The organism is Salinibacterium sp. NK8237 (genome assembly GCF_015864955.1).
In the GTDB taxonomy this organism is placed as follows: Bacteria; Actinomycetota; Actinomycetes; order Actinomycetales; family Microbacteriaceae; genus Rhodoglobus.
This window is the reverse complement of sequence record NZ_JADYWE010000002.1, coordinates 562,994-589,865: the sequence shown is the minus strand read 5'-3', so window position 1 is coordinate 589,865 and position 26,872 is coordinate 562,994. Positions and strand designations below refer to the sequence as shown.

The window sequence follows — 26,872 nt, the reverse complement described above, 5'->3', positions numbered from 1 at the left end:
CGAAAACCGAACTCAGCGGGCTCACAGTGTGCTGCGGCCCGCTGAGTCAGAATTTGTTATTCGGTGGCGGCGATTGCCCGCTCAATTGCGTCGACCATCGCCTGGTCAGCTTCAGCAGCAGCGACGAGGTCGTTGTCTGCATAGGCCGCGTTACGGTCGGCAAGTGCCGACTTGTAATCCGCAAGTGCGCTGTCAAGCTCCGCGTTGTCGCTCGGCACGTCGACTTCAGCATCGGGGTCAACCGGCGCGTCCGGGTCAACAGGAACATCCGGCGTTACCGGAACTTCCCCGTCGCCAGCCTCGGCACCAGAGTCTCCACCGAACAGCGTGTCGAGAGCTTCGTCGAGAGTGTCTTCGAAGGCAATCTCGTCACCGAATGACACCAGCACCTTGCGCAGCAGTGGGTACTGAGTTCCGCTGGTCGACTGCACGTAGACCGGCTGAACATAGAGCAGTCCACCACCGACAGGCAACGTCAGCAGGTTACCGAGATTCACTTCAGTGTCACCCTGCTGCAGAAGCGCGAGCTGGTTGGCCACTATGGGGTCGGTATTGAAGCTGTTCTGCACCTGTCCAGGACCCGGAATCGTGTCCTGTTTCGGCAACGTCAGCAGCGTGAGCTTTCCGTAGTCTGGTCCCGCATCAGAGTTCGCCGTCAAATAACCGGTAAGGACACTTCGACTCGCGTCAGCCGTTCCTCGCGGAATGAAGGTCGAGTAGAGCGTGAACGCGGGGTCGTCCGTTCCCGGAACCTGCATTGTCAGGTAGTAGGGCGGCTGGAGCGATCCAGTGTCCGAAACCGGGTCTTCGGGGCTGATCCACTGGTCATCGCTCGAGTAGAACGAGCCAGCATCGGTGACGTGGTACGAGCCAAGAATCTCGCGTTGCACCTTGAACAGGTCAGCGGGGTACCGCACGTGATCCAACAGATCGACGGTCATGTCGCTTTGCGGCAATAGAGTGTTCGGGAAGATCTTGTTCCACGTTTGCAGAACCGGGTCTTCGTCATCCCACGCGTACAGGTTCACCGAGCCGTCATAGGCATCAACAGTCGCCTTCACCGAGTTGCGGATGTAGTTGATGTCGTCGAGGGCGAACTGCGGCGCCGGCGTGTAGGTGTCGGCAATCGCGCTAGAAAGCTGCTCTACCTGCGAGTACGGGTAGTTAGCACCCGTCGTGTAGCCGTCGACGATCCACACGATTCGCTCGTCCACAATCGCCGGGTACACATCACTGTCAAGGGTGAGGTACGGCGCCACCTTAGCAACGCGGTCCAGAGGTTCGCGGTCGTAGAGAATCTGAGACTCGTCCGTCACATCGGATGCGAGGAAAATTTGCTCAGACTGGAACTTCACCGCGTAGACAAGCTTCTTGAAGATGTTGTCGAGTACAGGCCCGCCGTCACCGTCAAACGTCGTCGTCGCGTTCTGGTCGCTGTCTTCGCCACCCGATGGGTAGTCGAGTTCGATGTCATCGGAGCCTTCAGGGGCACCAACAATCGAATACTCCGGAGAGTCTTCGCCGAAGTAAACGCGAGGTTCGTATTCGCCAAGGTCTCCGGTGCTCGGAATCCCTGACTCGAGGAACACGGGCTGTCCGTCTGCGGCACGCTGGTTACCAAAAGCGGCAACGACGCCATAACCGTGGGTGTAGACGACCGCGTTGTTGTACCACGACTGTGACTCGCCAAGACCGGACTGGTTGAGCTCACGAACCGCAATCACGGTGTCTTGAGTCTCACCATCGATGTCATAGCGATCAACGTCGAGGTGGCTACCGAACTGGTAGTACTGCTTGAACTGCTCGAGCTGCGCAAACGCCGCTGGGGCGATCGCGGGGTCGAGAATTCGGATGTTGGCCGTCGTGGTCGCGTCGGCACGAAGCGCTCCGGGCTCGGCATCCGTTGTCGCACTGTAGGGAACTTCGTCAACATCAGAGACACCGTAGGCATCCCTGGTCGCCTGAATGCTGCGATCAATATATTCAGATTCGTAGCTACGGGCGTTGGGGTCCACCTGGAACCGCTGAACGATCCACGGGTAAAGGTTTCCGACGACAAGTCCGCTGATGAGCAGCAGCGCGGTGCCGATCATCGGCAAACGCCAGCGACCGATAATGGCCGTGACGATGAAGAGGATGGCCACGATCGCCGCGATGCCGGCGAGAATCGCACGACCCGGGATGGTGGCGTTTGCCTCGGTATAGCTTGCACCGGTCTGCAGGAAGCCCTGGCTAGCGGAGTACAACGTCGTGTACTGGTCAAGCCAAATGCTGAGGGCCTGCAGAGCGAAGAAGACACCGGCGGTGATCGCAAGCTGAACGCGAGCGGAACGCGAAATGCGCACTTCGCGGCCCTGAACGCTGAGAGCGCCGTAGAGGTAGCTCGTTGCGAGTGCTCCGATGAAGGAGATGATCAACACGGCGGAGGCAAAGCCAACGATGGAGTGATACATCGGAAGCTCGTAGAAGTAGAAGGAGATATCCAACCCGAACTGCGGATCGGTCTCGCCGAATGAGCTGCGGTTCAGCCACTGCAGGGCAACGGGCCAAGCGCTCGCTGAGGAGACACCGCCGAAGATGCCAAGGAGAACGGGGATGCCGACCATGGCGAGCTTGCGCAGGGGTTCGACTACCTGCTGGTAGCCCTCAAGCTGCGCATTGAGCTTGGCGTAGATCGGGCGTGCACGGAAAGCGATCAGCAGGCTGACACCGACCGGAACCGCCATCGCGACGAATCCGATCATGAACATCACGGCTGTAGCAATCCACTGGGTAGTAAGAACCTCCAAATACCCGGTCTGGCTATACCAGAGCACATCGGCGTAGAGGTTCGAGAACAAGAAGAACGCGATGACAATGACGGCGAGAATTATCGCCGTAATCGTAAACGCAGACCTCGTCTTGCTCGTCGGGGCTGATTGGGTTTGGCTCGACACAGTACTTTGCTCCTGAAATTGGGGGCCTAGAGCTATCTTAAAGGGCTTTCGCGGGCGCGGGGCTGGTTATCGCTCTCAGCGTTACACAAGCTCCCGGCAATGTTCTCCACAGGGACGTGCGCTTGGAAGGCACACACAAGGTTCATCGCAGAAATTGAGGGGTGACGCGGCACCCAATGGGCGCCTAGTTGGCGCTCAAGTGGGCACTCATTTAGCTAGCGCTGCACGTGGGCAGTCCGGCGCCGCTCAGGCCGCCACGGATGCTGGCGAGCGCCACGAGAGCGTCATTGAGGTCGTCGATCGCGTAGACGGTGAGGCCCTTCGGCGTGTTCTCTGCGACCTCGTCACAGTTCTCGACCGGGGCGAGGAAGAAGTCTGCGCCGGCGGCCTGGGCTCCGTACATCTTCTGTTGGATGCCGCCGATCGCCCCGACATCGCCGGTTGCAGTTATCGTTCCGGTGCCAGCAACCTCGTTGCCGCCGTTGATCGCGCCCGGCGTGAGCTTGTCGATGATTCCGAGAGCAAACATCATTCCCGCGCTCGGTCCGCCGACGTTTTCCAGTTGAATATTCACGTCGACCGGGAAGTTGTACGCGCTCCCCACCACAACACCGATAATCGCGATGGCATCGTCGCCTTCGCTCATGGTCGGAGTGATCTCAACGGTCAATTCTTCGTCTTCACGCTCGAAGACAACTTCAGCGGGGGTTGTGGTTCCATTTGCCGCAATTTCGTCGCGCAATCCGGCAACGTCAGCAAAAGTCTCGCCGTTGACGCTGCGGATGATGTCGCCAGCTTCGAGCACTCCTTCTGACGGTCCACCGGCGGAGGTTTCAGCAACAGTCAATGTGGCATCGAATTCGTAGCCAAGATCCGAGAGCGCTGCGGCAATCGCTTCCTGCTGCGACGTTTCCATCTGGATTGCACCCGCCTCGGTGGACTCCTCGACAGTCACCCCGACGGGATAAACAGATTCGACCGGCACGATTGCCTTGCTGCGATCGAAGTACGCTGCGCCGATCTCAAACCAGCTAAGCGGTGAGTCAGGGTTGCCAAGAACGTTGACGGTGAGCATGTCGAGCGCACCCTCAGTCGGGTACGTCGTCTCGACCGGAATCTGAATGAGAGGCACGAGCGCGCCTTCGATCTCAACGTCGCCCAACGTGTCATAAACCGGGCCAGGTTGCTCGATGATGTAGGGCGAGGGAACCAGAGTTGCCAGCAGAGTTCCTACGAGCGCGACGCTCAGAACCACCCATCCGAGCCAGCCAGTTCGGGCGCGGCGCGATGAAGGTTCGGGTCGATTATCAGTAAACAGGGCCACCTAGGTCCTTACGGGGTGGAAGCGGTGTTCGCCACAGGCGCACGGTAAGAGTCACTAGCCTAGGTCAAAACTCAGCCGCGCACGGCATCGAGCGGCTAGCGTTAAACCATGGCTGATGATGCTGAGAACAATTCCGAAGATGAATTCCGCGACATGATGCGCGATTTTCTTTCGGGCGACGGTGAAATCGATCCTGCGAAGTTGGCTGGTGCGGCGGGGCTACCGAATGACCCTGCGATGATTCAGCAGCTGCTAAACCAGCTCCAGAATGCGCTCGGCAAGAGCGGTGATGGCATCAACTGGGACATTGCTCTCGAGCAGGCCAAGAACCTCGCCTCGCAAAGCACCGTGGTGTCGTTGCCAGCCGAGCGTACGAAGCTTGAACAAGCACTGCACGTTGCGGCGCTGTGGCTCGATGAGGTCACCGACATCTCGGAGCTCACTGTGGAACCCAAGCTGCTCAGCCGCAGCGAATGGGTCACAATCACCATGCCCATCTGGACCCAACTTGCCGAGCCAGTTGCCAACTCGATCGCCAATTCCCTCACGGATGTTCTCAAGCAGAACGCTCCAGAAGAGATGGGTGAAATGCTCAGCGGCGCTAGCAAGGTCATGCGCAATATCGGAGGCACCCTCTTCGCGATGCAACTTGGCCAGGTCGTCGGCCAGCTATCGAGCGAAGTGGTGTCTGGTGGCGACATCGGAATCCCCCTCTTTGACGAACAGCAAGCAGTACTCGTTCCACAGAGCGTTTTCGCATTCGGCAACGGTCTCGACCTACCCGACAGCGAGATTCACCTTTACTTGGCGGTGCGCGAGCTCGCACACGCCCGACTCTTCCGCCACGCCAAGTGGCTGCGTCTGCAGTTCATGACGTCTGTTACTGCCTACGCCCACGACATCCACATTGATTCGGATGCCATTGCCGAGTTGGCGAGCGACTTTGACCCTAATAACCCTGAAGAGCTTCGCGACGCGATGACGAACGGTTCGCTCATTCCGCCGAAGAGCGAAGAGCAGCGTGAGGCCCTTGAGCGCCTCGAGACCGTGCTGGCGCTTGTAGAAGGCTGGGTGGATGTCGTTACGGCCGCCGCCACTTCGCGGCTTCCGGCGCGCGAGGCGATTGCCGAGACAGTGCGACGCCGTCGTGCCTCTGGTGGCCCCGCCGAGTCTGCTTTTGCCACGCTCGTGGGCCTCGAGTTGCGGCCGCGTCGTCTGCGCGAAGCAGCGGCAATGTGGCAGCACGTCACCGACGAGCTTGGTGCAGACCAGCGTGATGCGCTGTGGTCGCACCCTGATCTCATGCCGACCGCCGCCGATATCGACGACCCTGCCGCTCTCGTGGCGCGCCTGCGCGACGGTGGCAGCACATTGGATGACGTTGATCAGGCCATCAACGACCTCCTCAATGATGAATCGGGAGATCGCCCTCACGAAGGCGAGGGCGCTTAGCCTCTAGCTGTAAATGCTGCTGCTAGGAAACGGGCGCGGGTAGCAAGTTTCTGTTGCACACAGTTCATCTTCAGGCTGTGGAATCTTCACACTGACCAATCGGACAGGCGTGCACAATGGGCACATGATGCTGCGTGTAGACCCCCGACTACCGCTCGTGTGGCGATCCCCTACGAGTGCTCAGTTCGGCATTGACCCACCCGTCGTTGTGCTGCCCCGTGTTACTGAGACTCAGGAGAAGGTCCTCTCTGCGCTCGTGGCCGGCATCAGCCGTAGCGGTATCGGCATGCTCGCAAAATCACACCCCGACGAATGTAACGATCTCCTCGACGCGCTCTCCCGCGTGTTAGTCGCGACTCCCCCACAGCCGCCGAGCGCCCGAGTTGCGGTTCTCGGTTCTGGCGTTTTAGTTGAATCCATTGCGCGTATTCTTGCCGCCAGCGGAGTGAGCGTCGATGTCGCCACCACTCCAGACGAGCTCACCAATCCTGACCCCGATCTCGCTGTCATCGTTGGCCATTTCGTGATTCCGCCATCGGTGCACTCGCACTGGCTCCGTCGCGACATCCCCCACCTGCCCGTCGTGATCACTGACTCTGCCGCCGAGATTGGGCCGGTCGTGACCCCCGGAATCACCGGATGCTTGCTCTGCATTGACCTTCACCGCCGCGATGCTGACCCGTCGTGGCCAGCCATCGCGACTCAGCTCATGGGGCGCACTTCGCTTGCTCAGACTCCCACCCTCGTTGCCGAAGCCGCGGGGGAAGCCAGTCGCATGGCTCTGCACCGCCTGGGGCGCATCGGTTACACCGTATTTGACCAGACGCCGGCCGACGCCACATCATCGGTGCGCATCGATTATGCCACCGGTCGCCGCGATGAAAGCTTGCGTTTTCGGCATCCCGAGTGCGGGTGCCAACAAGTGGCGAACGCTACAAGCGTTGAGTCCGGTCGCGAACATCGTCAAGGAAACGGCTGGGGGCGCGACGCGCACCCCGGCCTGTTTGTGCGCTAGCCGACCACGACATCCCGAGTGAGCGACGCGCACGCGTAATGCCGACGTACAGCAGGCGGCGTTCTTCATCGATTGCTTCGGGAGTACGCGCGTAGCTGATGGGCAGCAGGCCTTCGTTGAGGCCGATGAGGTGCACGCATTCCCACTCCAGGCCCTTGGCCGAGTGCAGGGTCGCAAGGTTTACGGCAGAACGCAAAGGTTCGTTGTTGCTGCTCTGGCGGTCGACGAGGTCGGCCACAAATTCTCGCAGCGTCATCTCCGGCGCAGCATCTTCGGCAAGGCGCATGATGACGTTGAGCGATTCCCACCGCTCACGAACAGCACCGGCGGTCTCAGGCGGTTCTTGCGACCAACCGATGGAACGCAGGATGTCGCTGACTGACTTGAACAGCGGCTCAGTAGCGGTCGTGATGGACGCGCCACGCAGCAACATGATCGCCTCCTTGACTTCGCGCTGGTCGAAGAAACGGGTTGCTCCGCGCACCAAGAAAGGCACCCCTGCCGCCGTGAGCGCGGCCTCGATGGGCTGCGATTGGGCGTTGATGCGGTAGAGCACCGCGATATCTTCTGGGCTGGTTCCCGCGGCGATTTGCGCGGCAACTGTCGCTGCGATGGCCACGGCTTCAGCGTTGTCATCGTCATAGCCTGTGACTTGCGGCGTTGGAGAATGTTCAGTCGTGGCCGCCTGCAAAGTGAGCGCACCCTTCTGATTCGCCATCAACTTGTTCGCGGCGTGCACGATCTCGGGAGTGGACCGGTAGTTGCGCTCAAGCCGAAGTACGGCTGCGTTGGCGTGCTGCGACGCGAAGCGCAGCAAGAAATCGGGGCTCGCACCCGCGAAGGAGTAAATGGTCTGGCTGACATCTCCGACAACACAGAGATCGTCACGGTCGCCTACCCACAGCCGCAACAGTTCGTGTTGCAACGGAGAAACGTCCTGATACTCGTCAACGACAAAGAAGCGGTATTGCTCGCGAACCTGCTGCGCTATGCGGGGCTCGGCCTCGATCATGCCGGCGGCGGCCAGAAGCACGTCTTCAAAGTCAATCTGTCGCCGGGCATCCTTGATCGACTCGTAGGCGGACTGAAGCCCGACCATCTTGTCGATAGTGAGTGCCGCTGGCACCGTGCGGCCAGCGTTTCCGTACTGCTCGACCGACATCCGCGACGTCTTCCGCCACTCGATTTCGGCCGCGACATCCCGCAACGTTGCGGTATCGAGCTTGAGTTTGATGGAGTCGGCGGCGTGCGCAATCATGCGCGCCTTGCCCTCCAGTAGGCGTGGCATGGTGCCACCGATGGTCTGGGGCCAAAAGGCGTTCAGCTGCGAGAGAGCCGAGGCGTGGAAGGTGCGCGCGGCGACGCCCTCTGCTCCAAGACCGCGGAGGCGTCCGCGCAGTTCACCCGCGGCACGATTCGTGAAGGTAAGGGCCATCACTCGGCCGGGAGGGTAGACACCGGTTGCAACCCCATACGCAATTCGATGGGTGATGGCCCGAGTCTTTCCTGTACCGGCACCCGCAAGAAGGCATACCGGTCCGAGGAGAGTTTCGGCGGCCTGACGCTGGCCCTCGTCTAGCGCGTCGAGTAATTCGTTTGCGTCAAGCGTCACGGTTGTTCGTCAATCGGTTGGCCGTACCAGTGCTCGATGATGGCGCGAGCGATCGATGCATGGCCCGGCAGGCGGATGTCGTTGAGAGAGTTCGCGAGTTCGTCGCGGCTAAACCAGCGCAGGTCAAGAATCTCGGTGCCATCTGGGGTGCCCGGGCCGCTGAAACCGGGAGCGACGGATGCCATGAAACCGAGCATGAGCGACGCCGGAAATGGCCAGGGTTGGCTGCCCAAATAGACGGGGTCGACTACCGGAACACCCGACTCTTCGAAGATCTCGCGTTGCACGGCAGACTCTAGCGACTCCCCCGGCTCCACAAAGCCGGCAAGCAACGAGTACCGGTTTGACTCCCAGAGTGCGTTCGACCCGAGCAGCAAACGGTCGTCGTTGTCAGTGACGCCCACGATGATCGCCGGATCAGTGCGGGGGAAAACTTCAAGCTTCGACGCGACATCGCGACGCACCCATCCAGCCTTCTCCACAACAGTCGGCTCGCCCGTGCGGGGCGAGAACAAGTGTGAGGAGTGCCAGTTCAAGATCGCGAGAGCTTCGGTGAAAAGCCCCGCATCACGGTCGCTCAGCTGTGGAGCAATGCTGCGCAAGTTGCCCCACTCAGCCTCGGCAAAATGACCGGCATCCTCAAGCTCGACCGTCACGATCGGCGTGCCAACCGGTTCAGGACTCGTCGTCGACATCGAGCGCCCCAAATAGACGCTCGTGTGACCGCGCTCGATCGCATCCGGGTGCAAGAGTGCCAAAGAACCATCGGCAGCCAGCAGCGCCGAGCCATCAAAAATGGGCAGCACACGAGTGCCCGATTCGCGCCACAAGCGGTCGAGAAGACGCGGATCTTCCCGAGCTAAGTGGTCACGATCGATCTCATAACGCGACAATGGCAGTCGCGAAAGAAAAGCCTGTGACATGTATCGACCCCGTCCCAAGTGCGTGGCGTGCGGCAAATGCACGTCAGAGCAACCTACCCTGAGTGTTATGGCCAGATCACATCTCACTCTAGCCGCGCTGGCGACCTCTGCTGTCGAGGGACTCGAAGTTGCCGCAGCCGCCCCGTTCGGCACCGGCAACGGAAACGACTTCGATGCGGCACTCATCACCGACCGTGCCGGCAAACACTGGATTATTCGTGTGCCGCGAAACGCTGCGGCCGAGAACGTGCAGTCCGCCGACCTCGTCGCCCTGCGCGCTTTGAGCGCCGGTGTGCGCACGCGTCTCCCCTTCAATGTCACGAGCTATGCGGGCCAAGTTCCCGTCGGACAAACACGCGGCATCGTCTACGAATTTGTGTACGGCAGCAAAGTTCCGATGCGCTCGTACACGACCGGTCCTGGCTCTCTTGCGGCATCCATCGGCTCAGCCATCGCTGCCATTCACGCTCTCCCGACAAGCTTCGTTGCGGATGCCGGCCTCCCCGTGCAGACCGCTGGCGAGTGCCTGCGCTCCTGCATTTCAATCATCGATCGTGCCGCTGCCACCAAGTTGGTGCCCGCCGCTCTGCTCGAGCGCTGGCGCAAAGCGGCCGAAGACTCCAAGCTGTGGCAATTCCAGCCGAGCGTCGTCAACGGTTCCCTCGTCTCCGATTCCTTCTTGAGCGCCGACAACGCCGTGACCGGCGTGCTCGGGTGGCAAGACATCAAGGTCGGCGACCCTGCAACCGACCTGCAGTGGCTGCTCGGCCCCCGCGATAACGCGATTATCGACACCGCCTTCGGGGCGTATGCCGATGCTCGCGGAGCCGGCGACCGCCAGCTCAAACAACGCGCCACCTTCTACGCCGAGCTATCTGTCGCGAAGTGGTTGCTCCACGGCACCGAAGTGCGCAGTACTGAAATTGTGGATGACGCGAGCGAGATGCTTACGACGCTGCTCGATGACATCCGCGACGACGTGATGAACCCCATCAGCGCCAACACGATGCCAACAATGGCCGTGGACGAAGTTGAGGCAATGCTGCGCAAGGACAACCGGGCGGTCTAACTGCTCGCTCTCGCCGCGGCTCGCCCGTTTCGCCCTCAGACCGCGGCTCGCTATTTGCGTTCGCGGCGTCTCTTCGCTGAGGAGCGCAGCAGCGAAGAGCGGAGCTTTCGCAGTTTTATCTTGCGCGGTTCAGGCTGCATCGCTTCGGCATCCACGATGGTGATGGGCTCGGTAATCGCGCGCGACTGATGCTTCGGCACGATCGCGACCCAACGGCCGGTGCGGCGAGGTGCAACTGTCACGGTGAGCCGCCCGGAGCGGCTGAGCACAATGGCGATACCGATCGCGACCGCGGCCGGAACACCGCCCGCGATCACGAAGGCGAGCTTGGCGCCCCAGAGCTCGGCGATGGTTCCCATCAGCGGGCCGCCAATAGCTTGGCCGCCGAGAATCACCATGACCCAGAAGGCCATAACGCGGCCGCGGATGACGAGGTTCGACGACAGTTGCACCATCGTTTCGGCGGCGGTCATCAACAGCAGTCTGCTGAGCCCGACACCGATCAGAACGCCCAGGAACAAACCGTAGACGGGCACGATGCCGGCGAGCATCATCATGGCGCCGTAGAGCACTGCACCGAAGATGATTGTGCGCAGGCGGAGACTCGCTCGACGAGCAGAGGCGAGAGCACCAAGCAATGCACCGATCGCGGCGAGCGAGTTGTAGAGACCGTAGCCGCTGGCGCCGGTGTCGTAAACCGTGTTGGCCATGGCGGCAAGGAGCGTGGGCATGGGCATCCCAAACACCGCGACAACGAACACCATGATCATGGTCCAGAAGAGCGTCGGCTTCGCGCGGATGTAGCGCATTGCTTCGCGAATCTGGCCCTTCGATTCAGGAGCGCGAGGCGCGATGAGCAGTTCGTTCTTGCGCATCGACGCCAGAATGATCACGCCGATGACAACAGCAACAGCGTTGATGCCGATTGCCCAACCGGAGCCGGCCGCGACGATAAGCGCGCCGCTGATCGCTGGCCCCAGGAAAGCACCCGAGTGGAAAATCGAGGCGTTCAGGCTGATGGCGTTGCGCAAGTGACGCGGGCCAACGAGTTCGTTGACGAACACCGCACGAGCAGGGTTATCGAAGACCTGAATGATGCCCATGAGGAGCACGAGCAAGTAGACGAGCCACAGCTGGGCCACTCCCATAATGGTGATGATGGCCAGTGACAGGCTGAGGAGACCGATGATCGACTGCGCGAGCATGAGCGTCGCGCGTTTGTCGAAGCGATCCGCGATCACCCCGGCGTACGCACCGAGGATGATCGTGGGGGTGAACTGGATCGCAATCGTCAGGCCAACGAGCGCGACGTTGCCGGTGAGCTCGAGAACGAGCCAGTCGACGGCGATGCGCTGCACCCACGCCGCCGTGTAGGCGATGAACTGCGCGATGACATAGAGGCGGTAGTTGTGCAGTCGCAGTGAACTGAAAGTATCCCGCCACAGCGGCCGCTGCATGACCGCTGAAATCGGCACGGTCGCCGGCGACGCCTCAGATGGAATACTCACACGCTCAAGCGTATTGTCTTGTCACTCATTTCACGGCATAATCAACGCTATAAATTCGATTACGTTTCGTAATGGGGCATTGTGTTTGATCCTGTCTTGCTGAAATCTTTCGTCGCTGTCGCAGACACGCGCAGTTTCACGGATGCCGCCCGCACCCTTGAACTCAGCCAGCCCACGATCAGCCAACACATCCGCAAGCTCGAAACTGCTGCAGGCCGGATACTCGTGCTGCGCGACACTCGAACCGTCTCCCTCACCGACAACGGTGAAGCCATGCTCGGCTTCGCGCGCGCGATCCTTGCGGCCGAAGACCAGGCGGTGAAGTACTTCACCGGTTCCGCGATGCGCGGTCGGCTGCGGTTCGGATCAGCGGACGACCTCGCGCTCACCCAGTTGCCGCGCATCTTGCGAGATTTTCGCCAGCTCTACCCCCACATTAATCTCGAACTCACCGTGAGCCAGAGCGGCAATCTCGTGCGCCGTCTTCAGGCGGGCCAACTTGATCTGGTTTTCGTCAAACAAGACGCCGGTGCCGAAGGCGGACGCTTGGTGCGCCGAGACCGGATGGTGTGGCTGGGTCACAAAAGCATGACCGTGGAATCGGGCGCCCCGGTTCCACTCATCGCCTACCAAGCTCCGAGTCTGGGCCGCGCATACGCGATGCGTGCGCTTGAGGCTGTCGGACGAACGTGGCGCATCACGTGCAACGTGAAGGAAGTGAATGGCGCTCTTGCCGCGGTGCGGGCGGGGATCGGTATCGCGGTGTTTCCGCAGTCGCTCATCCCGCCCGATCTGGCCCAGGTGCCCGCATCATTCGATCTGCCGGAGCTCGGCGATGTCGACTTTGTGTTGCTCGACAACCCGATGGCAGCCCGCGAGCCAATCGAGGCACTCAGCACGGCGATCCTGAGCCAGCCGGTGCAGCGGCGGGCTTAGCCAGCGGCACGCTTAGCCGCCGGAAGACTGCGCCGCCGGGTGGCTCAGCCGGCCGCTGGCCTAGCCGCCGAAGCTCGCGGCGGCACCGACAGACTTGGCCCAGGCTTCACGCAGTTCGGCCTCGTCGAAGATGTGTTCAGGACGAATCACGGTGTCGTCGGCGACGAAGTAGAACGCCGCATCGATATTCTCGGGCGGCACGCCCTTCCACTGCGCATAGGCGAGTCGATACAGGGCGAGCTGCAGTTGCTTCGCTTCGAGGTCGGCCGCGTCCCGCGGGGCCCGACCGGTCTTCCAGTCGACAATCTCGAAGCGATCGCCATCGGCATATACGGCATCGATCTTGCAGATGACGACGCGGTCGCCGAACGGGACGTGAATCTCGATCTCCACGTCGACGGGTTTGCGCGTGGCCCACGCCGAGCGCTCGAAGGTTGCTTGCAGCTCGGCAAGTTTTTCGACATCCGCAGCACTATCGCCTTCGAAACCCTCGAAATCGTCGCCATCGATTTCGAGGGCAAAAGCGTCAAGCGTTTCGGTGGATGCCGAAGAGCCGAAGCGTGATTCGACCCACTCATGAAACTGGGTTCCGAGACGCGTCGCACGGTACGGCTTTTCGGGCATGGGGCGCCGGAGCGAGAGCGCGACGGCTTCAGGATCGGCAATGTAGTCCTTGAAGCGAGAGGCCGGGATGCGCTGAGGCAGCGAGGTGCGGCGAGCGTCGCTGGCGGCACGGCTGCGCTCGGCGAGCAGTAGGTCGATCTCGTGCGACCAGAGCCCGTCGGCCCCCGGGTCTGCGGTGGCAACAAGCTGGGCTGCGGTTTCAACGCTCGTGCGGCGGTTGCCGAGGGGATCGAAAGGCCACAGCGGGTCGACGACATCGTTGAGAGTGGGGTTCTCGTCGTTGACCGGGTCGGCGGGAAGCTCTTCGATCAGCCCGCGTTCTTCTAGCTCTTGCAAGAAAATACTCGGCGCTTGGGGCTTGCTTCGACTCGACCAGAATGAACCAGTCAGCAGGAGATTGTCGCGAGCGCGAGTGATGGCAACGTAGCCGAGGCGTCGCTCCTCGGCCTGATGCCGATCAGCGAGGGCTGTCTTGAATTCTTTGAGGGAGCCATCGAACTCGGATTGGTAGTGCGCGTTCTCCCACTCAAGTTCGGGGAGCTCTCCCGCATCTCCGCGGAACGCAAAGGGCAGCTTCGCAAAACTAACCCACCCTTTGCCCTCGCGTGAGGTCGCCGGCACTTCGCCATCCACCAGCCGGGGCACAGCTACCAGATCCCATTCCAAGCCCTTAGACGCGTGAATCGTGAGCAATTGCACCGTGCCAGCTTCAGCATCGTCACTACGCGGGCCCATCATGTCTTGCTGCGTGGCTCGTCGCAGCCACGACAAGAAACTGCCAAGGTTCGCTTGGTCATCACTGGCCAAGAACCCAGCAAGCTCATCGTGGAAGGCATAGAGGTTCGCCATACCGTGGGCTTGCGGACGACTTGCTACGACCTCGATATCGAGGAGCAACTCTTGCTCGAGCAGACGCACGAGGTCGCCGAGCTCAAGCCCGGCGCGCGAGCGGAAGAACGCCAACTGCTTCGCGGCATCCTTGAGCCGAGACAAGCCCTCTGCGCTGAACTCCTTCAGCTGCGAGTGGCTCGCGGGAGCCTCGCCCACAAAGTCGAGAGCATCCACAATGGATGCCGAATCATCGACGGCGACGGAGTCTCGCATCCGCTGGCGCACTTCGGCGCTCAGCTCCTGCTGCGTGACCGAGCGGCTGAGCAACCAGCGCGAGAGTGATGCGAGCTCTTGCAGATCGCGCGGGCCGATGGACCAGCGTGCCCCCGCAAGCAAGCGAATGAGTTCAGAACCGGCGCTGGGGTCGTGGATCACGGTGAGCGCGCTCACGAGGTCGACGATTTCGGGGGTCGAGAGCAAGCCACCGATTCCGAGCACGTGGTATGGCACTTCTTCGGCGCCGAGAGCGGTGGCGAAGCGATCCATGTCACTGCGGCGGCGGAACAAAATTGCTGCCGTTGGCGGAGTTGCTGCTTCAGCATCGGGGTCGGGGTTGTAGTGGTTCCAGGCTTGCGGTGCGAGAGCGCTGGCGAACCATTTCGCAACGCCGCGAGCTTCTTCATCAATGTGTTCGAAATAAGACGTGTCGACCGATCCAACAGGGGCGGCGGGCCGCGCCTCAAGTGATTCGACCCGCACGGGTGAGCGTGCGCTGAGCGGTTCGACGATCACGTTAGCGGCGTCGAGCACGGTCGTCGCATTGCGCCAGCTCGTGGAGAGCGCAAAGTACTGCGCATCAGCGTTGTCGGTGAAGTCGCGGCTGAAGCGCGCGAGGTTGGCGGCACTGGCTCCGCGCCAGCCATAAATTGACTGGTGCGGGTCACCGACGGCCATGACCGAATGGTTGCCAAAGAGGCGTGCGAGCAGTCGGGTTTGCACGACGCTGGTGTCTTGGTACTCGTCGAGCAGAACGACCCGGTAGCGGTCTTGATAGTGCTCGACGACATCGCTCGAACGCTCGGCCACTTCGAGGGCGAGGGCAACTTGGTCGCTGAATTCGAGGAGCCCCTGCGCCCGCTTCTGCTGGGCATACTGAACGGCCAGAGTGAGCAACGGCGCGAGCGAGCCCACTTCTTTCACGGCATCGATAACCGAGGCGTAGGGGGTTTTCTTGCGGGCAGTCTCGGCGTAGGGAAGCTCGGAAATCTGAGTGAAGCGTTCCGCGTAGACAGCAACATCTTCGGCGCTAGCCACGTTGTCACTGAGCGCATGGCTGAGGTCGAGAACGGCTTCGGTGAGCGCGCTGATCGACTTTTCGAGGCCGATGAGCCGTTCATCCGTGCTCGACACCACAAGTTTGCGCGCGAGTTGCCAGGAGGACGGATCGTTGAGGAGAGTCGATTCGGGTTCGCGACCGATCAGGAGCGCATTTTCGGTGAAGAGTGCGCTGGCAAAGGAGTTGTAGGTCGAGATGGTGGGCTGATCGAACTCGATCGATGCCGTCTCGGGGGTCGCCACAAATCGTTCGGGATGCGTGCGTTGCACCTCGCGCAGGATCGCGATGCGTTCGCTCACCCGTTTGCTCAGCGAACCCGCGGCTTTTCGGGTGAAGGTGAGGCCGAGAATTTGGTCGGGGCTCACGAGGTTGTTGGCGACAAGCCACACAACGCGACTGGCCATGGTGTCGGTCTTTCCGCTGCCCGCGCCAGCGACGACGAGGGCGGGGCTCAGCGGCGCCTCAATCACGACACGTTGCTGTTCGGTGGGAGCGTGGATGCCCAGAAGACCGGCGAGGTCGACAGAAGAGATCATCGGGCACTCACCGCCGGCACAACGTGGATGCGGCAGTTACCGAAGCTCCACGGATCGGTGCAGTGGCTGCTCACCCTGGCTACGAATACGCTGCCGGCCATTCCGCGGGCATCCTCGATCACGCGCTGTCGGAACAGTTCGAGCTCCTCATCGTTCATCGGTTGCTGCTTGGGGGCGTCATAGTCGCGAGTCTTGGCCGACGGCGAGAGCACCACGAGCTTCGCTCCCCCATTGACGAGACCTTCGGGCACGCCCTCAATGGCTCCGGAGGCGAAGGCAAGTTGGTAGGCGGCGAGCTGCGGATGATCGGCAACAGCCTTGTCGCTGGATGGCTCGTTCTTGCCGGTCTTGAGGTCAACGATCACGGCGGTGGTGCCGCCATACATTTCGACGCGGTCAATTTTTCCGCTCAGTCGGGCCTGCTCGAGGGGAAGCACGAAGCCCATCTCGTTGCTGATGAGTTCTCCCCCATCAGCGGCGAAGTCGCGCAAGTAGGCGGCTAAGTGTTGAGTTAGTTTGCGGGCGCGCAGCTTCTCAGCCTCCGATTGCCACGAGGCCTCGAAGGTCATCTCGCCCCAGCGTTCTTCCACCGCCTTGTAGAGAGCATCGGCGCTGAAATCAGTGGCCGTTTCAGCAACACCGTGGATGAGGGAGCCCAGGTTGGAGGCCACATTGGTCGTGGAGCCACCCAACTGATCGATCGCCCAGTGCAGGGGGCAGGTCTCGAACGATTCCATGCGAGAGGGAGACACCCGCACTTCGGCATCCGGTTCGGTCAGGTCGACAAGCGGAGCGGTGGTGCTCGGAGCGCGCAGCCCGTACCAGGAACGCGGATCGGCTCCGGGAATGTCCTGCGCCGCAAGCCGCGCCAACGACGCCGCGGCGGCCTCGGGCTGAGCGCCCGTGGTCAACTCGCGGCGCAGCACGCCCACGAGCCCGCGAAGGCTGAGCGGCGGGCGCGAACGCACGGGCTCATCCGGTTCGGGAATGAGCGTCAAGAATGGGGACGGCATGTTGTCGTCACCGGCCACGGCAGTGACGATCACCTCGCTCGTGGCCCGCGACACGGCCTGGACGAACATCCGTAACTCGTCGTGGAGCACTTCGCGACGGCGATCGGCGACCGCTAGTTTCTCCCCCGCCAGCACACGCGGCAGATCGTGGGCACCGAGCAACGATCCTCGCACGCGCAGGTTGGGCCACACGTTCTCTTGCATACCGGCAACCACGACAACATCGAACTCTTGGCCGATGACGGATGCCGGCGTTCCGACCGTGACCGAGTCAACAATGGAGCGGGCGGCGAGGGTGTCTTCCGCGACGTCGGCCGAGAGCCATTCGTTGAGAAAAACGTTGGCGGGAGCATCCGGTCGACGCTCCACAAAACGCTTGGCAGACGAAAACAGGGCAACAACCGCATCGAGGTGGCGGTTGGCTTCTTCGGCGACAACGCCGGCGCCGAGCGCTTGCTCGAACCAGCGATCAGCGAGCCCGCTGCGCTGCCATGCGCCCCACAGCAGTTCTTCGATGGTGTCGCCTGCGGCCCCTGCAGCGGCGGTTTCGCGAAGGTTCTTGGCGACCGCTGCAGCCTGCCGGGCGACGCGATTGTCGATCGTGACGAAACCAGCCGGAGCCGCAAGCGCCTGCGCTATCAGTTCGTCGGCCGAGTCGTAAATCTCGGCTCCGAGAGCTTCATGACGCAGCGCAGCCTTGAGGCGCCGCAGCGAGACAGTGTCGAAACCGCCAACGGAACTAGACAACAATTCGACGGCCGCCGCCGCATCCAGCGGACGACGTTTCAACGCCAGCTCTAGCAACACGATCAGGCCGTTGACACTAAATTCGTCGCGCACCGCACTGCGCGCGCTCGACACGCTGGTCACCACTTCGAGGGTGCGCAACTGGCGCGCCAGCGATGGAATCAGCGAACCGGTGCGCACGATCACGGCCATGCGTGACCACGGCACCGACTCGAGCACATGCTTCTCGCGCAAGTGGCGCGCAATGAACGCAACCTCTTCGGCCGGTGTCGACAGCTGGAAACTGTGGATGCTCGACGGCGCTGTGGCGACCGCCGGCGACTTGCGCTGCTCAATGAGCCCCGCAACACCGATGCGCTGGGTGAGGTTGGTCACCGTTTGACGCAGCTCAGCACTGTGCCGATGCACCGACGACAAAAACAACGATTCGCAGTTCTCCAGCCCGAGCCGCGTCGCCCACTGCGACAGCACGGCAGGCTGCGCGCCCCGGAACGACCCCGTGGTGAGGTCAGGGTCCCCAAAACCGATGATCGTAATGCCGCGACTGGCGAGTGCCCGCACGAGAGAGATGGTGGCCTCGGTGAGCTCGTGGGCGTCGTCGACTACGACCAGCCGCAACCGATCGATCGCCGCATAGTGCCCGCCCTCAATAAGCGCCGCGGCTTCAGCCAGCAACTCGCTCGCGTCGAAATGCCGATCGCGATAGCTGGCCTTCACCTGGTCGTACACCGAAATGAACGCGGATGCCGCCACCCATTCCGGCCGATCGGTGCGTTCGCCGAGCGCCGCTAACTGTTCGGGAGTGACCCCAAATTCGACACAGCGCATCATGAGGTCTCGCAACTCGGTGCGGAACCCCCGCAGGCGGCGAACCTCCGCATCAAGGTGGGCCGGCCACGGCGCTCCCGTGCCGTCAGCGATTTCACCCGCCAGCAGGTCAGAAATAATTTGGTCTTGCTCGGCGCCCGTCAACAGCGTTGGCGGGCCTTCCCCGGCAACAGCAGCGGCCTCGCGGATCACTTCGAACGCGAGAGAGTTCGCAGTTCGCGCCATCGGCCCCAGCGTGGGCGCATCAATGCGTGCCGCCAAACGATCACGCAGCGCCGTCGCACTCTGCCGCGTAGCCGAGAGCACCACAATCTGCTCGGGCGACCAGCCGCGGGCGTGCACACGCTCGGCCACCAGCTCAACAAGAGTCTCGGTTTTACCCGTGCCCGGCGCTCCAACGACAACCGCGCTCATACCGTCGGCGAGGTCGACAACAGCGCGCTGAGAATCGTCGAGGGTATGCGGTGCGTTAGCCGCGGCATCCGCACGCTCAGAGGGCAAGGTGACCATGCGTCAACGCTATCGGGATGCGCTGACAGTGAACGTGATATTCATCGCGCCCCGTTGTGTCGTAATCTTGGGTCGTGGACATTAGCATCGGTATCAACAACAGCCCCCGTGAGATCAACTTCGAGTCGGCACAGTCGTCGAGCGAGGTCGAGACCATCATCGCCGAGGCATTGAACTCGGATGCCAAGTACGTGAGCTTGCGTGACGCCAAGGGCAAGCTTTACATCGTTCCAACCGCGTCAGTCTCTTACGTCGAACTTGGCGAAGAAGAGTCGCGCCGCATCGGATTCGTGGCCTAACAGTGGAACTGCTCTTCGTCACCGTCATCGGAGCGTCGCTCGCGACCATCATCCGCTACCTGCTGCCGTCGCGCGGCATGTACGGTGCGGCGCTGCTGCCCGCGGTCGGTGCTGCGGTTACCGCAACCGTGTGGGTTGCACTCGTGTGGGTCGGTCTCACCTTTGACGGCACTTGGATCTGGGTGGCTAGCCTGCTTGCGGGCATTGCCGTGGCTCTGGTTGTCGCCATCCGTCTGCCGCGCCACCGCGAAGCGGCCGACGTGCGTGCCTTCGAAACGCTCTCGCGCAGCTAACTGAACGCAGTTCGCTACGCGGTCAGGCCGAGCGCATCCATGCGCCGCGTGTGCGCCGCAATCAGCTCGGTGAATACCGGCTCAACCTGCGCCTCGGTGGTGCGCGTGTGGTCAGGGAAGACGAGCGCCGATCGCGCCAACAGCATCATGTCGCCCATGAGACGACGGCCCCACATGGCGAGCCGTGAATCGAGGCGAGGGTTCTGGTCGATCGCTGCCTGCAAGTACTCCGCGAGAACTTTCTCGCCGGATTCTCCGCGGAAAATTGTGACCAAACGCGAGCGGGATTCTGACGGAAGTCCTGCAGCAAGCAGCGCATAGAAGTCGTCAAAGAATCCGGCGCTCAGGTAGGCCGTGATGAGCGCTTCATACCAGTCTGCGCCACGAGCAATGCGCTCGAAGCTGTCGACTGACTCCGTAAAGGGATCCATCACTTCCGCTGGCGAGCCACCGGCCTTGGTGATCTCGTCTACCAGCTGACGGTGCTTCGAGAGCGACAGCTCTGCAGCCTTGCCGATTGCAGTCTTGGCCGCAGTCGTCGGGGCGTTGGCGATGACGCGCGAGAGGTTCTCAAAGATCTTGAGTTGCACATATGCTGCGCGCCCCAAGAAGTCGAGAATGTCGGGAGTGAACTCCGCGAGGGCTACTTTTTCGGTCGCTGCAGTGTCAGATCGTGACCGAAGGCGAGGCACTTCGATGCGACCTGGCTTGCGCGAAAACCACTTAACCACGCAGCTAGCTTAGAGCGTGTGAGAGCCCTGCGCAGTTGCAACAACCCGCCTCGCCGCCTCAATTCACGGCCTCGACCCAGCGGAACCCGCTAAACTGCGGGCATCCCCCCGACTCAGGAGGGGGTCCCGCGCCCCAGGTCAAAAAGGGCGCATCGCACCTAGACGGGCTTCATACGTGACTTTTTCAGAACTCAATATCGATCAGGACATGGTCGATGCTCTTGCCACCAAGGGCATCATCGAACCGTTCCCGATCCAAACTCAAACCATTCCTATGGGCCTCGCAGGCCAGGACATCATCGGTCAAGCTAAGACCGGTACCGGCAAGACTCTCGGCTTCGGGCTTCCCGTGCTGCAGTCGCTCGGCAAGGACCCCGAGCCCGGAGTAAAGGCACTCATCGTGGTGCCGACTCGCGAACTGTGTGTTCAGGTAGCTGAAGACCTCGTGCTCGCAGCATCCAACCGCTCAACCAAGGTCGCCGCCATTTACGGTGGCAAGGCGTACGAAGGTCAGGTCGAACAGATCAAGGCCGGCGCCCAAGTGATCGTCGGCACGCCTGGTCGTTTGCTCGACCTCGCCAGCCAGCGCATGCTGTCACTCAAAGACATCAAGGTGATGGTCTTGGATGAGGCAGACAAGATGCTCGACCTCGGATTCCTCGCCGACATCGAGAAGCTGTTCGCTCAGACGCCTCCCACTCGTCACACGATGCTGTTCTCGGCAACGATGCCCGGCCCGATCGTGGCTCTCGCTCGTCGCTTCATGAACAAGCCCATCCACATCCGCGCCACCGACCCCGACGAGGGCTTGACGCAGAAGAACATCAAGCACGTCGTTTACCGCGCGCACAACCTCGACAAAGACGAGGTCATTGCGCGCATCCTGCAGGCTGAGGGTCGCGGCAAGACGGTTGTCTTCACGCGAACCAAGCGTGCCGCTGCCAAGCTTGTTGAAGAGCTGAACGACCGCGGCTTCAACGCTGCTGCCGTGCACGGTGACCTCAACCAAGAGCAGCGTGAGCGCGCCATGGCTGCGTTCAAGGCTGGCAAGAAAGACATTCTTATCGCGACGGATGTTGCGGCACGAGGCATCGACGTCAACGACGTTACCCACGTGATCAACCACACCATCCCCGACGACCACGACACGTACCTGCACCGCGCAGGTCGTACGGGCCGCGCCGGCAAGACCGGTGTTGCTGTCACGTTCGTAGACTGGGCTGACATGCTCAAGTGGACGCACATCAACAAGGCGCTCGAAATGGGCATCCCCGAGCCGACCGAGACTTACTCGTCGAGCCCCCACCTCTTCACCGACCTCGACATTCCTGAGGGAACCAAGGGCCGCCTTCCTGGCTCGCACGCTCCGTCGCTGCGCACCAGTGGCGCTGCTTCGGGCTCCGGATCAGGCGCAGGCGGTGGCCGTGGATCACAGCGTTCAACTGACTCTTCGCGCCCTCCTCGCAACCGCACGCGTTCAGGCTCAGGATCGAGTTCTGACTCCAACACCCGTTCGCGATCGACCGAGGGTAGCTCGGTAGCCAGCGCCCGTGCGACTGACGACAGCAACCGCCCCGAAGGCGGCGGCACGCACGATGGCGGAGCACCCGCTCGTCGCAAGCGCACGCGTCGTCGTCGTGGCGGAAACGAAGGCGCACCGACTGCGCCTCCGACCGCGTAGCGCACACCGCTCGTCCGATTCATTAGAAAGCCCCACCTCGCGTGGGGCTTTCTTCGTTGTGCGCGGCGCCGCCTGCCGCTGCCCATAAACGCTCTCAATGCGGTGCGCACCAGCTCTGGTTTTATCGCCAGAACAGGCGCACAATAGAAAAAATGTTCCTCAGCGCGCGGTAGCCAAGGAGGAGATCAATGCCGGTGCAACAGAAGAACTCATCACCAGATTTCATGCCCGTTCTCGCGGCTGGGCGCCATCGCACTCCCCGTCGGGGCGGCTGCTTCATGGAGTTCGCCTCCTACCTCGCGGGCGAAAAGTGGAGCGACCATCCCTCGTGCACTCATCCGGCACTCGCCCTCTTGGCCCGGCTCGTCAACGACTGCACTCCTGATCAGCATCGCTCAGAGCTGGTCGAGCTCATTCCGTCGGTGATCGGCGTGACAAGCGACGACCCGCAGCTCGAGTTGCGCATCGCGCTGCGGGCGGCGACGACAGCGCTGCCGATTGCCAGCGAGGGACGTCAGCGAGCGCTCGCGGTTGGCATCCTTGCAGCACAGTCGCAGTTGCTTAAGCTCGCACCCTTGCCCTCGACCCTGCCCGACGACGATCTACCTGATGCGGTTGCTTCGGCATTCGCCCAGGCACCAGCGGCTGAATCGTGGGCGCGCAAGTTCAGTGCAGACTGCCCCTGCAACGGTCAAGGTCGTCGACCTCGGGATGTGACGCGAATGACCCAGTCGATCATCCGAACCGCAGTGATCGGTATCGCCTGCGCGTGCTCGCCCGGCGCCGACCAACGACTGAAAGCGCTGCTTGAGAGCGCTATCGACGATTGCCGGATGCTCATCGAACGCGACACCACCGACATCCGCTCCATTTCGGCAGAAGTCGCGACGGTGGTTGCGCCAGCAAAGCCGAAGTCGCTTCTGGCAACGCTCCTACGCTCGTAGCGACTCCGCAACTCCACGGAGGGTGTTCGCCGACTCGGTGAGCAGGCGCAGCTCCGTCTCGCTAAAGGTAGTTTCTTTGATCGGCACTGCGCCGGACGCACTCACGATGCAGGGCACCGAAAGCGCAACACCGTCGAGGCCGTGGAAGTCCGTGAGCACGGGAGCAACCGGCATTACGGAATGCCTGTCACCGAGGATCGCCTCCACGATGTGAGCGGTCGACAAACCGATCGCGTAGTTCGTGGCGCCCTTGCCTTCGATCACCTTGTAGGCGGCGTTGCGGACGCCGTCAGCGATGTCGTCGAGCTCGGCTTCTGTCATGCGGGGGTGGCCGTCGCGTTGCCATTCAAGAATTGGCACGCCACCGATGGTGGCGCGTGACCACAGTGGAAACTCTGAGTCGCCGTGCTCGCCAATGATCGACGCGTGAACGCTAGAAGGTGAGACGCCAGCGCGCTCGGCAAGCTTCCAGCGCAGTCGCGAGGTATCGAGCACGGTGCCAGACGCAAAAATACGCTCCGGCGGCAGGCCCGACTGCTCTTGCGCGAGCACCGTGAGCACGTCACAGGGGTTGGTCACGATGACATAAATCGCGTCAGGCGCGACCTCCATCAACTGCGGCATCATCGAACCGATAATGCGCGCGTTGACATCAGCAAGTTCGATGCGAGATTGGCCGGGATTCTGCTTCGCGCCAGCGGTGATCACCACAACGTGCGAGCCCTTCACGACCGAGATGTCGCTCCCGCCCATGATCTGACTCGACCCCGTGAACTGGGTGCCGTGGGCAAGGTCAAGCACTTCGGCATCCACCTTTTTAGTGGCAATGTCGTACAGCGCAATCTGGCGGGCAGACCCTCTGATCAGCGCAGCGTAGGCGGCACTGGCCCCCACGCTTCCGGCTCCAACAATGGTCAGCTTTGAGTTCTCGACAAGGCTCATGCGATTAGTGTCCCACGACTGCCCTGCGCCGGTCGCGGCCTTGGCCGTGGCGCCAGCTAGGCGCGCGCGGCCGACGCGTACGCGAGGGCAGATTCGCTGCGGCATCCGACGATCGCAGGCGCTTGGCCGATGAGGGCGTCGTTGGTGATTGCCTCCACCATGAAAAGCGCAAAGTCGGTGCGGCGGGTGAGGTTGCTCTCCAACAACGGCGAACCGACCGCCGGGCTCCACGCGGGCAGCCCTTCGCTCTCACCCTCTTCGAGGTCGCTCCCTCGCACGAGCGTCCAACGAGTGTCGCTCGCGAAGATCTGTTCTGCGGCGCGGGTCTGGTCAGCGATGTCGACGGCGCGCACGGCCTTGGCTAGCCAGGATGCGATGGCTACCGTCGCGAGGAAGCGTCGCGAATAAACGTCGGCTGCACTCGCTCGCACATGCCAGCCGCACGAGAAGATTAGGCGCGCCCCGGCCGGAGCGAAATCCATGACGGCTTGAGCGGTGCGCGACGAATAATCTCGCACGCCCCACGGGGCAAGAACCGTCAATACGGCGGTGCAGCCCGCGACCGCTCGCTCAATGACGCTGCGGTCAGAGGTCTCCCCCGGTATTACCGTGATGCGATCGCCGAAGTGGTCGAGTTTCGCAACGCTCTGAGGGCGACACACGCCCACAACTTCGTAACCGCGCTCGAGCGCATGAGCTGTCAGATACTGGCCAAGCTTGCCGGAGATACCGACAATGCAGACGCGCTGGCGTGCTGCCTCGGTGGCAGGACGAGTGTTTTCGGGGCTGGTCATGGTTTCCTCTCAACTGAACCTTACGCCGTAAGATTACCTTACGAAGTAAGATAGTCAACACCCCGTCCGATAAGGAGCAGCCGAGTGGCAGACAAGAGCCGAACGCGCACCGCCAAGAAGCGCCCACCGATCACGCGCGAATCCGTGCTCGCTGCCGCCCTCGAGCTCGCCGATGCAGAGGGCTCCGCTGCTCTCACGATGCGCAAACTTGCCGATCGCATAGGCGTACAAGCGATGTCGATTTACTACCACGTGCCCAACAAGGATGCGATCCTCACGGGACTTGTCGATCTGGTCTTCGGAGAAATCGAACTCCCCACCACCGAACACGGATGGCGGCGGGCCATGCACGACCGCGCCGTCTCCACCCGCAACGTGCTCGTGCGCCATCGCTGGGCCATCGGGCTCATGGATTCACGCCGAGACCCCGGTCTTGCGACGCTTCGCCACCACGATGCCGTCATCGGCGCCCTGCGATCCGGCGGTTTTTCTATCGCCGGCGCTGCGCATGCCTTCTCCGCGCTCGACAGCTACATCTACGGTTTCGTGCTGCAAGAGCTCAGCCTGCCCTTCGAAACGGCTGAGGAGCTCGCCGAAGTCGCCGACGGAATCGTCACCGAGATGCCGGCCGGCGAGTTTCCGCATCTCACCGAAATGGCCGTTGGCCACGCGATGCTGCCCGGCTACAGCTATGCCAACGAATTTGAGGTCGGACTCGAGCTCATCCTCGATTCACTCGAACAGCGCCTACCTCTCCCGGGTTGGGGCGAGGCGGCCGCAAGCGACTAGGCCGTCATCGCCGCAGCGAGCTGCGCGATGATTCGCTCCAGAATGGGGCGCGACGTTGCGAGGTTCACCCGGATGTGACCGGCGCCCACCGCACCGTAGCCGACACCACCATTGACCCGGATGCCCGCCTTCTCCGCCAACATCTCGGAGAGCTCTGGCTCGCCCGAGTAGGCCCGCAAGTCGAGCCAGGCCAGATAGGTGCCTTGCATCGGAGCCATGCGTGCCTCCGGCAGCAGTTCTGCGAGCGCTGCCCGCGCATACTCGATGTTGCCTTCTATGTACTCGCGCACTTCGCCGAGCCACGGCTCGCCGCCGAGGTACGCGGCAGTGTTGAGGCGCATTCCGGGGGTGCTGGCACCGTGGGACGCCATCCAGCCGATCGTTTCCCACAGCGTGCGGTCGGCGTCGTTGCTCAGGATGATTTGCGCACACTTGAGCCCGGGCAGATTGAAGGCCTTGGACGTGCTGGTTGCGGTGATCGCCACGCGTGCTCCGGCATCCGAGACACTGGCCAACGGCACGTGCTTCGTGCCGAACAGCGTGAGCGGCGAGTGGATCTCGTCGCTGAAGACACGAGCCCCATGAGCATCGGCGACATCCGCGAGCGCCGACAACTCATCAGCCGTGAAAACCTTGCCGGTGGGATTGCCCGGGTTTGCGAGCACAAACACGTTGGCACCAGCAGCAAAGTGACGAGCAATGTCGTCGAGGTCGAGCGAGAAGCTGCCGTCGTCGCCGCGCAGCATGGGCGACTCAATGACCTCACGACCGAAGGTCTTCGGCAGCAGGAGGAACGGCATGTAGGCGGGGGTCGGCACGATCACCGGGGCGCCAGGCTTGCTGAACTCGAGGATGGCGAGCTCGAGCCCCTTAAGAACGTCAGGGAGCGGGTGAACGTCGGCGGCATCCACGTTCCAGCCGTACTGCTCTCGGTGCCATTTCGCGGTTGCCTCGTTCATCTCGAGAGCGACGGATTCTGCGGGGTACCCGAACTCGAGGCGCTCAGCGATCGACGCCCATTCGTCGAGCACGGCGGGGGCGGTGCCGTAGTCCATTTCGGCAACGCCAGCGCACAGCAGTTCACCTTCGGGTGCCGTCCATTTGTTGCTGCCGCGGCTGCGCAAGAGTTCGGGGGTGAGGGCGTTCCACTGTTCGGCGTTGCTGGTCATGCTGTCTCCTACTCGGCGGGGTGATGCGTG

General features: G+C 62.1%; 20 protein-coding genes. 9 read left to right on the top strand and 11 right to left on the bottom strand.

Annotated elements, in window-relative coordinates:
- Nucleotides 1-56 precede the first annotated feature (56 nt).
- Both I6E56_RS13125 and I6E56_RS13120 read right to left on the bottom strand, forming a co-directional pair.
- A complete protein-coding gene (locus I6E56_RS13125) occupies nt 57-2,936 on the bottom strand; it encodes a UPF0182 family protein (RefSeq protein WP_197138942.1) in 2,880 nt (959 codons plus the stop codon).
- A gap of 211 nt (nt 2,937-3,147) precedes the next feature.
- Nucleotides 3,148-4,191, bottom strand: coding sequence for a S16 family serine protease (locus I6E56_RS13120; protein ID WP_307842858.1), 1,044 nt, complete (start codon nt 4,189-4,191; stop codon nt 3,148-3,150).
- A gap of 177 nt (nt 4,192-4,368) precedes the next feature.
- On the opposite strand from I6E56_RS13120, the gene I6E56_RS13115 reads away from it, so the two are divergent.
- Both I6E56_RS13115 and I6E56_RS13110 read left to right on the top strand, forming a co-directional pair.
- The gene (locus I6E56_RS13115) at nt 4,369-5,712 is read left to right on the top strand and encodes a zinc-dependent metalloprotease (RefSeq protein WP_197138940.1); all 1,344 of its coding nucleotides are present in this window, start codon (nt 4,369-4,371) and stop codon (nt 5,710-5,712) included.
- A 127-nt stretch (nt 5,713-5,839) separates the two neighbouring features.
- Nucleotides 5,840-6,727: a hypothetical protein gene (locus I6E56_RS13110; protein WP_231606627.1), complete on the top strand. Its 888-nt coding sequence runs from the start codon at nt 5,840-5,842 to the stop codon at nt 6,725-6,727.
- Here the strand turns inward: I6E56_RS13110 and I6E56_RS15360 are convergent.
- Both I6E56_RS15360 and nudC read right to left on the bottom strand, forming a co-directional pair.
- Nucleotides 6,645-8,339, bottom strand: a complete 1,695-nt coding sequence (locus tag I6E56_RS15360; protein ID WP_197138938.1) for an ATP-dependent helicase — start codon at nt 8,337-8,339, stop codon at nt 6,645-6,647. The two genes, I6E56_RS13110 and I6E56_RS15360, sit on opposite strands and share 83 nt — an antisense overlap.
- Nucleotides 8,336-9,262: an NAD(+) diphosphatase gene (gene nudC / locus I6E56_RS13100; protein ID WP_197138937.1), complete on the bottom strand. Its 927-nt coding sequence runs from the start codon at nt 9,260-9,262 to the stop codon at nt 8,336-8,338. The genes I6E56_RS15360 and nudC overlap by 4 nt, the downstream gene beginning before the upstream one ends.
- A gap of 67 nt (nt 9,263-9,329) precedes the next feature.
- On the opposite strand from nudC, the gene I6E56_RS13095 reads away from it, so the two are divergent.
- A complete protein-coding gene (locus tag I6E56_RS13095) occupies nt 9,330-10,331 on the top strand; it encodes a phosphotransferase (protein WP_197138936.1) in 1,002 nt (333 codons plus the stop codon).
- Between the two features lie 50 nt (nt 10,332-10,381).
- On the opposite strand, the gene I6E56_RS13090 is transcribed toward I6E56_RS13095, so the two are convergent.
- Nucleotides 10,382-11,839 (bottom strand): MFS transporter, encoded by a 1,458-nt coding sequence (locus I6E56_RS13090; RefSeq protein WP_197138935.1) that lies wholly within the window; start codon nt 11,837-11,839, stop codon nt 10,382-10,384.
- 81 nt (nt 11,840-11,920) lie between these two features.
- On the opposite strand from I6E56_RS13090, the gene I6E56_RS13085 reads away from it, so the two are divergent.
- Complete coding sequence (locus I6E56_RS13085; RefSeq protein WP_197138934.1) at nt 11,921-12,775, top strand: LysR family transcriptional regulator; 855 nt, start codon at nt 11,921-11,923, stop codon at nt 12,773-12,775.
- Nucleotides 12,776-12,835: 60 nt separating this feature from the next.
- Here the strand turns inward: I6E56_RS13085 and I6E56_RS13080 are convergent, their stop codons facing one another.
- Both I6E56_RS13080 and I6E56_RS13075 read right to left on the bottom strand, forming a co-directional pair.
- Nucleotides 12,836-16,102, bottom strand: a complete 3,267-nt coding sequence (locus tag I6E56_RS13080) for an ATP-dependent DNA helicase (protein ID WP_197138933.1) — start codon at nt 16,100-16,102, stop codon at nt 12,836-12,838.
- Nucleotides 16,099-19,200 carry an ATP-dependent DNA helicase gene (locus I6E56_RS13075; protein ID WP_197138932.1) on the bottom strand — a complete coding sequence of 1,034 codons (3,102 nt, stop codon included), beginning with the start codon at nt 19,198-19,200 and terminating at the stop codon, nt 16,099-16,101. The genes I6E56_RS13080 and I6E56_RS13075 overlap by 4 nt, the downstream gene beginning before the upstream one ends.
- A 74-nt stretch (nt 19,201-19,274) precedes the next feature.
- Between I6E56_RS13075 and I6E56_RS13070 the strand changes: the two genes are divergently transcribed.
- Nucleotides 19,275-19,499, top strand: a complete 225-nt coding sequence (locus I6E56_RS13070; RefSeq protein WP_129073342.1) for a DUF3107 domain-containing protein — start codon at nt 19,275-19,277, stop codon at nt 19,497-19,499.
- A 2-nt stretch (nt 19,500-19,501) separates the two neighbouring features.
- Nucleotides 19,502-19,792, top strand: coding sequence for a hypothetical protein (locus I6E56_RS13065; RefSeq protein ID WP_197138931.1), 291 nt, complete (start codon nt 19,502-19,504; stop codon nt 19,790-19,792).
- A 14-nt stretch (nt 19,793-19,806) separates the two neighbouring features.
- Here I6E56_RS13065 and I6E56_RS13060 read toward each other — a convergent pair whose 3' ends face one another.
- Nucleotides 19,807-20,523 carry a ferritin-like fold-containing protein gene (locus tag I6E56_RS13060; protein WP_197138930.1) on the bottom strand — a complete coding sequence of 239 codons (717 nt, stop codon included), beginning with the start codon at nt 20,521-20,523 and terminating at the stop codon, nt 19,807-19,809.
- Nucleotides 20,524-20,698: 175 nt separating this feature from the next.
- Between I6E56_RS13060 and I6E56_RS13055 the strand changes: the two genes are divergently transcribed.
- A complete protein-coding gene (locus tag I6E56_RS13055) occupies nt 20,699-22,204 on the top strand; it encodes a DEAD/DEAH box helicase (RefSeq protein ID WP_197138929.1) in 1,506 nt (501 codons plus the stop codon).
- Between the two features lie 188 nt (nt 22,205-22,392).
- A complete protein-coding gene (locus tag I6E56_RS13050; protein WP_231606626.1) occupies nt 22,393-23,148 on the top strand; it encodes a hypothetical protein in 756 nt (251 codons plus the stop codon).
- Here the strand turns inward: I6E56_RS13050 and I6E56_RS13045 are convergent.
- Both I6E56_RS13045 and I6E56_RS13040 read right to left on the bottom strand, forming a co-directional pair.
- On the bottom strand, nt 23,137-24,090 hold the full coding sequence (locus tag I6E56_RS13045; protein WP_197138928.1) for an L-lactate dehydrogenase: 954 nt from the start codon (nt 24,088-24,090) through the stop codon (nt 23,137-23,139). The two genes, I6E56_RS13050 and I6E56_RS13045, sit on opposite strands and share 12 nt — an antisense overlap.
- 56 nt (nt 24,091-24,146) lie before the next feature.
- Complete coding sequence (locus tag I6E56_RS13040) at nt 24,147-24,884, bottom strand: NAD(P)-dependent oxidoreductase (RefSeq protein ID WP_197138927.1); 738 nt, start codon at nt 24,882-24,884, stop codon at nt 24,147-24,149.
- Between the two features lie 84 nt (nt 24,885-24,968).
- Between I6E56_RS13040 and I6E56_RS13035 the strand changes: the two genes are divergently transcribed.
- Nucleotides 24,969-25,673, top strand: coding sequence for a TetR/AcrR family transcriptional regulator C-terminal domain-containing protein (locus tag I6E56_RS13035; protein WP_307842857.1), 705 nt, complete (start codon nt 24,969-24,971; stop codon nt 25,671-25,673).
- Here I6E56_RS13035 and I6E56_RS13030 read toward each other — a convergent pair.
- On the bottom strand, nt 25,670-26,842 hold the full coding sequence (locus I6E56_RS13030) for a MalY/PatB family protein (protein ID WP_197138926.1): 1,173 nt from the start codon (nt 26,840-26,842) through the stop codon (nt 25,670-25,672). The genes I6E56_RS13035 and I6E56_RS13030 overlap by 4 nt on opposite strands.
- Nucleotides 26,843-26,872 lie beyond the last annotated feature (30 nt).

What these genes read in the sequence shown, in the direction of transcription:
- I6E56_RS13045 (WP_197138928.1), bottom strand. Translation starts at nt 24,090, where the DNA reads ATGAGCCTTGTCGAGAACTCAAAGCTGACCATTGTTGGAGCCGGAAGC.
- I6E56_RS13080 (WP_197138933.1), bottom strand. Translation starts at nt 16,102, where the DNA reads ATGATCTCTTCTGTCGACCTCGCCGGTCTTCTGGGCATCCACGCTCCC.
- nudC (WP_197138937.1), bottom strand. Translation starts at nt 9,262, where the DNA reads ATGTCACAGGCTTTTCTTTCGCGACTGCCATTGTCGCGTTATGAGATC.
- I6E56_RS13050 (WP_231606626.1), top strand. Translation starts at nt 22,393, where the DNA reads ATGCCGGTGCAACAGAAGAACTCATCACCAGATTTCATGCCCGTTCTC.
- I6E56_RS13075 (WP_197138932.1), bottom strand. Translation starts at nt 19,200, where the DNA reads ATGGTCACCTTGCCCTCTGAGCGTGCGGATGCCGCGGCTAACGCACCG.
- I6E56_RS13040 (WP_197138927.1), bottom strand. Translation starts at nt 24,884, where the DNA reads ATGACCAGCCCCGAAAACACTCGTCCTGCCACCGAGGCAGCACGCCAG.
- I6E56_RS13115 (WP_197138940.1), top strand. Translation starts at nt 4,369, where the DNA reads ATGGCTGATGATGCTGAGAACAATTCCGAAGATGAATTCCGCGACATG.
- I6E56_RS13030 (WP_197138926.1), bottom strand. Translation starts at nt 26,842, where the DNA reads ATGACCAGCAACGCCGAACAGTGGAACGCCCTCACCCCCGAACTCTTG.
- I6E56_RS13095 (WP_197138936.1), top strand. Translation starts at nt 9,330, where the DNA reads ATGGCCAGATCACATCTCACTCTAGCCGCGCTGGCGACCTCTGCTGTC.
- I6E56_RS13110 (WP_231606627.1), top strand. Translation starts at nt 5,840, where the DNA reads ATGCTGCGTGTAGACCCCCGACTACCGCTCGTGTGGCGATCCCCTACG.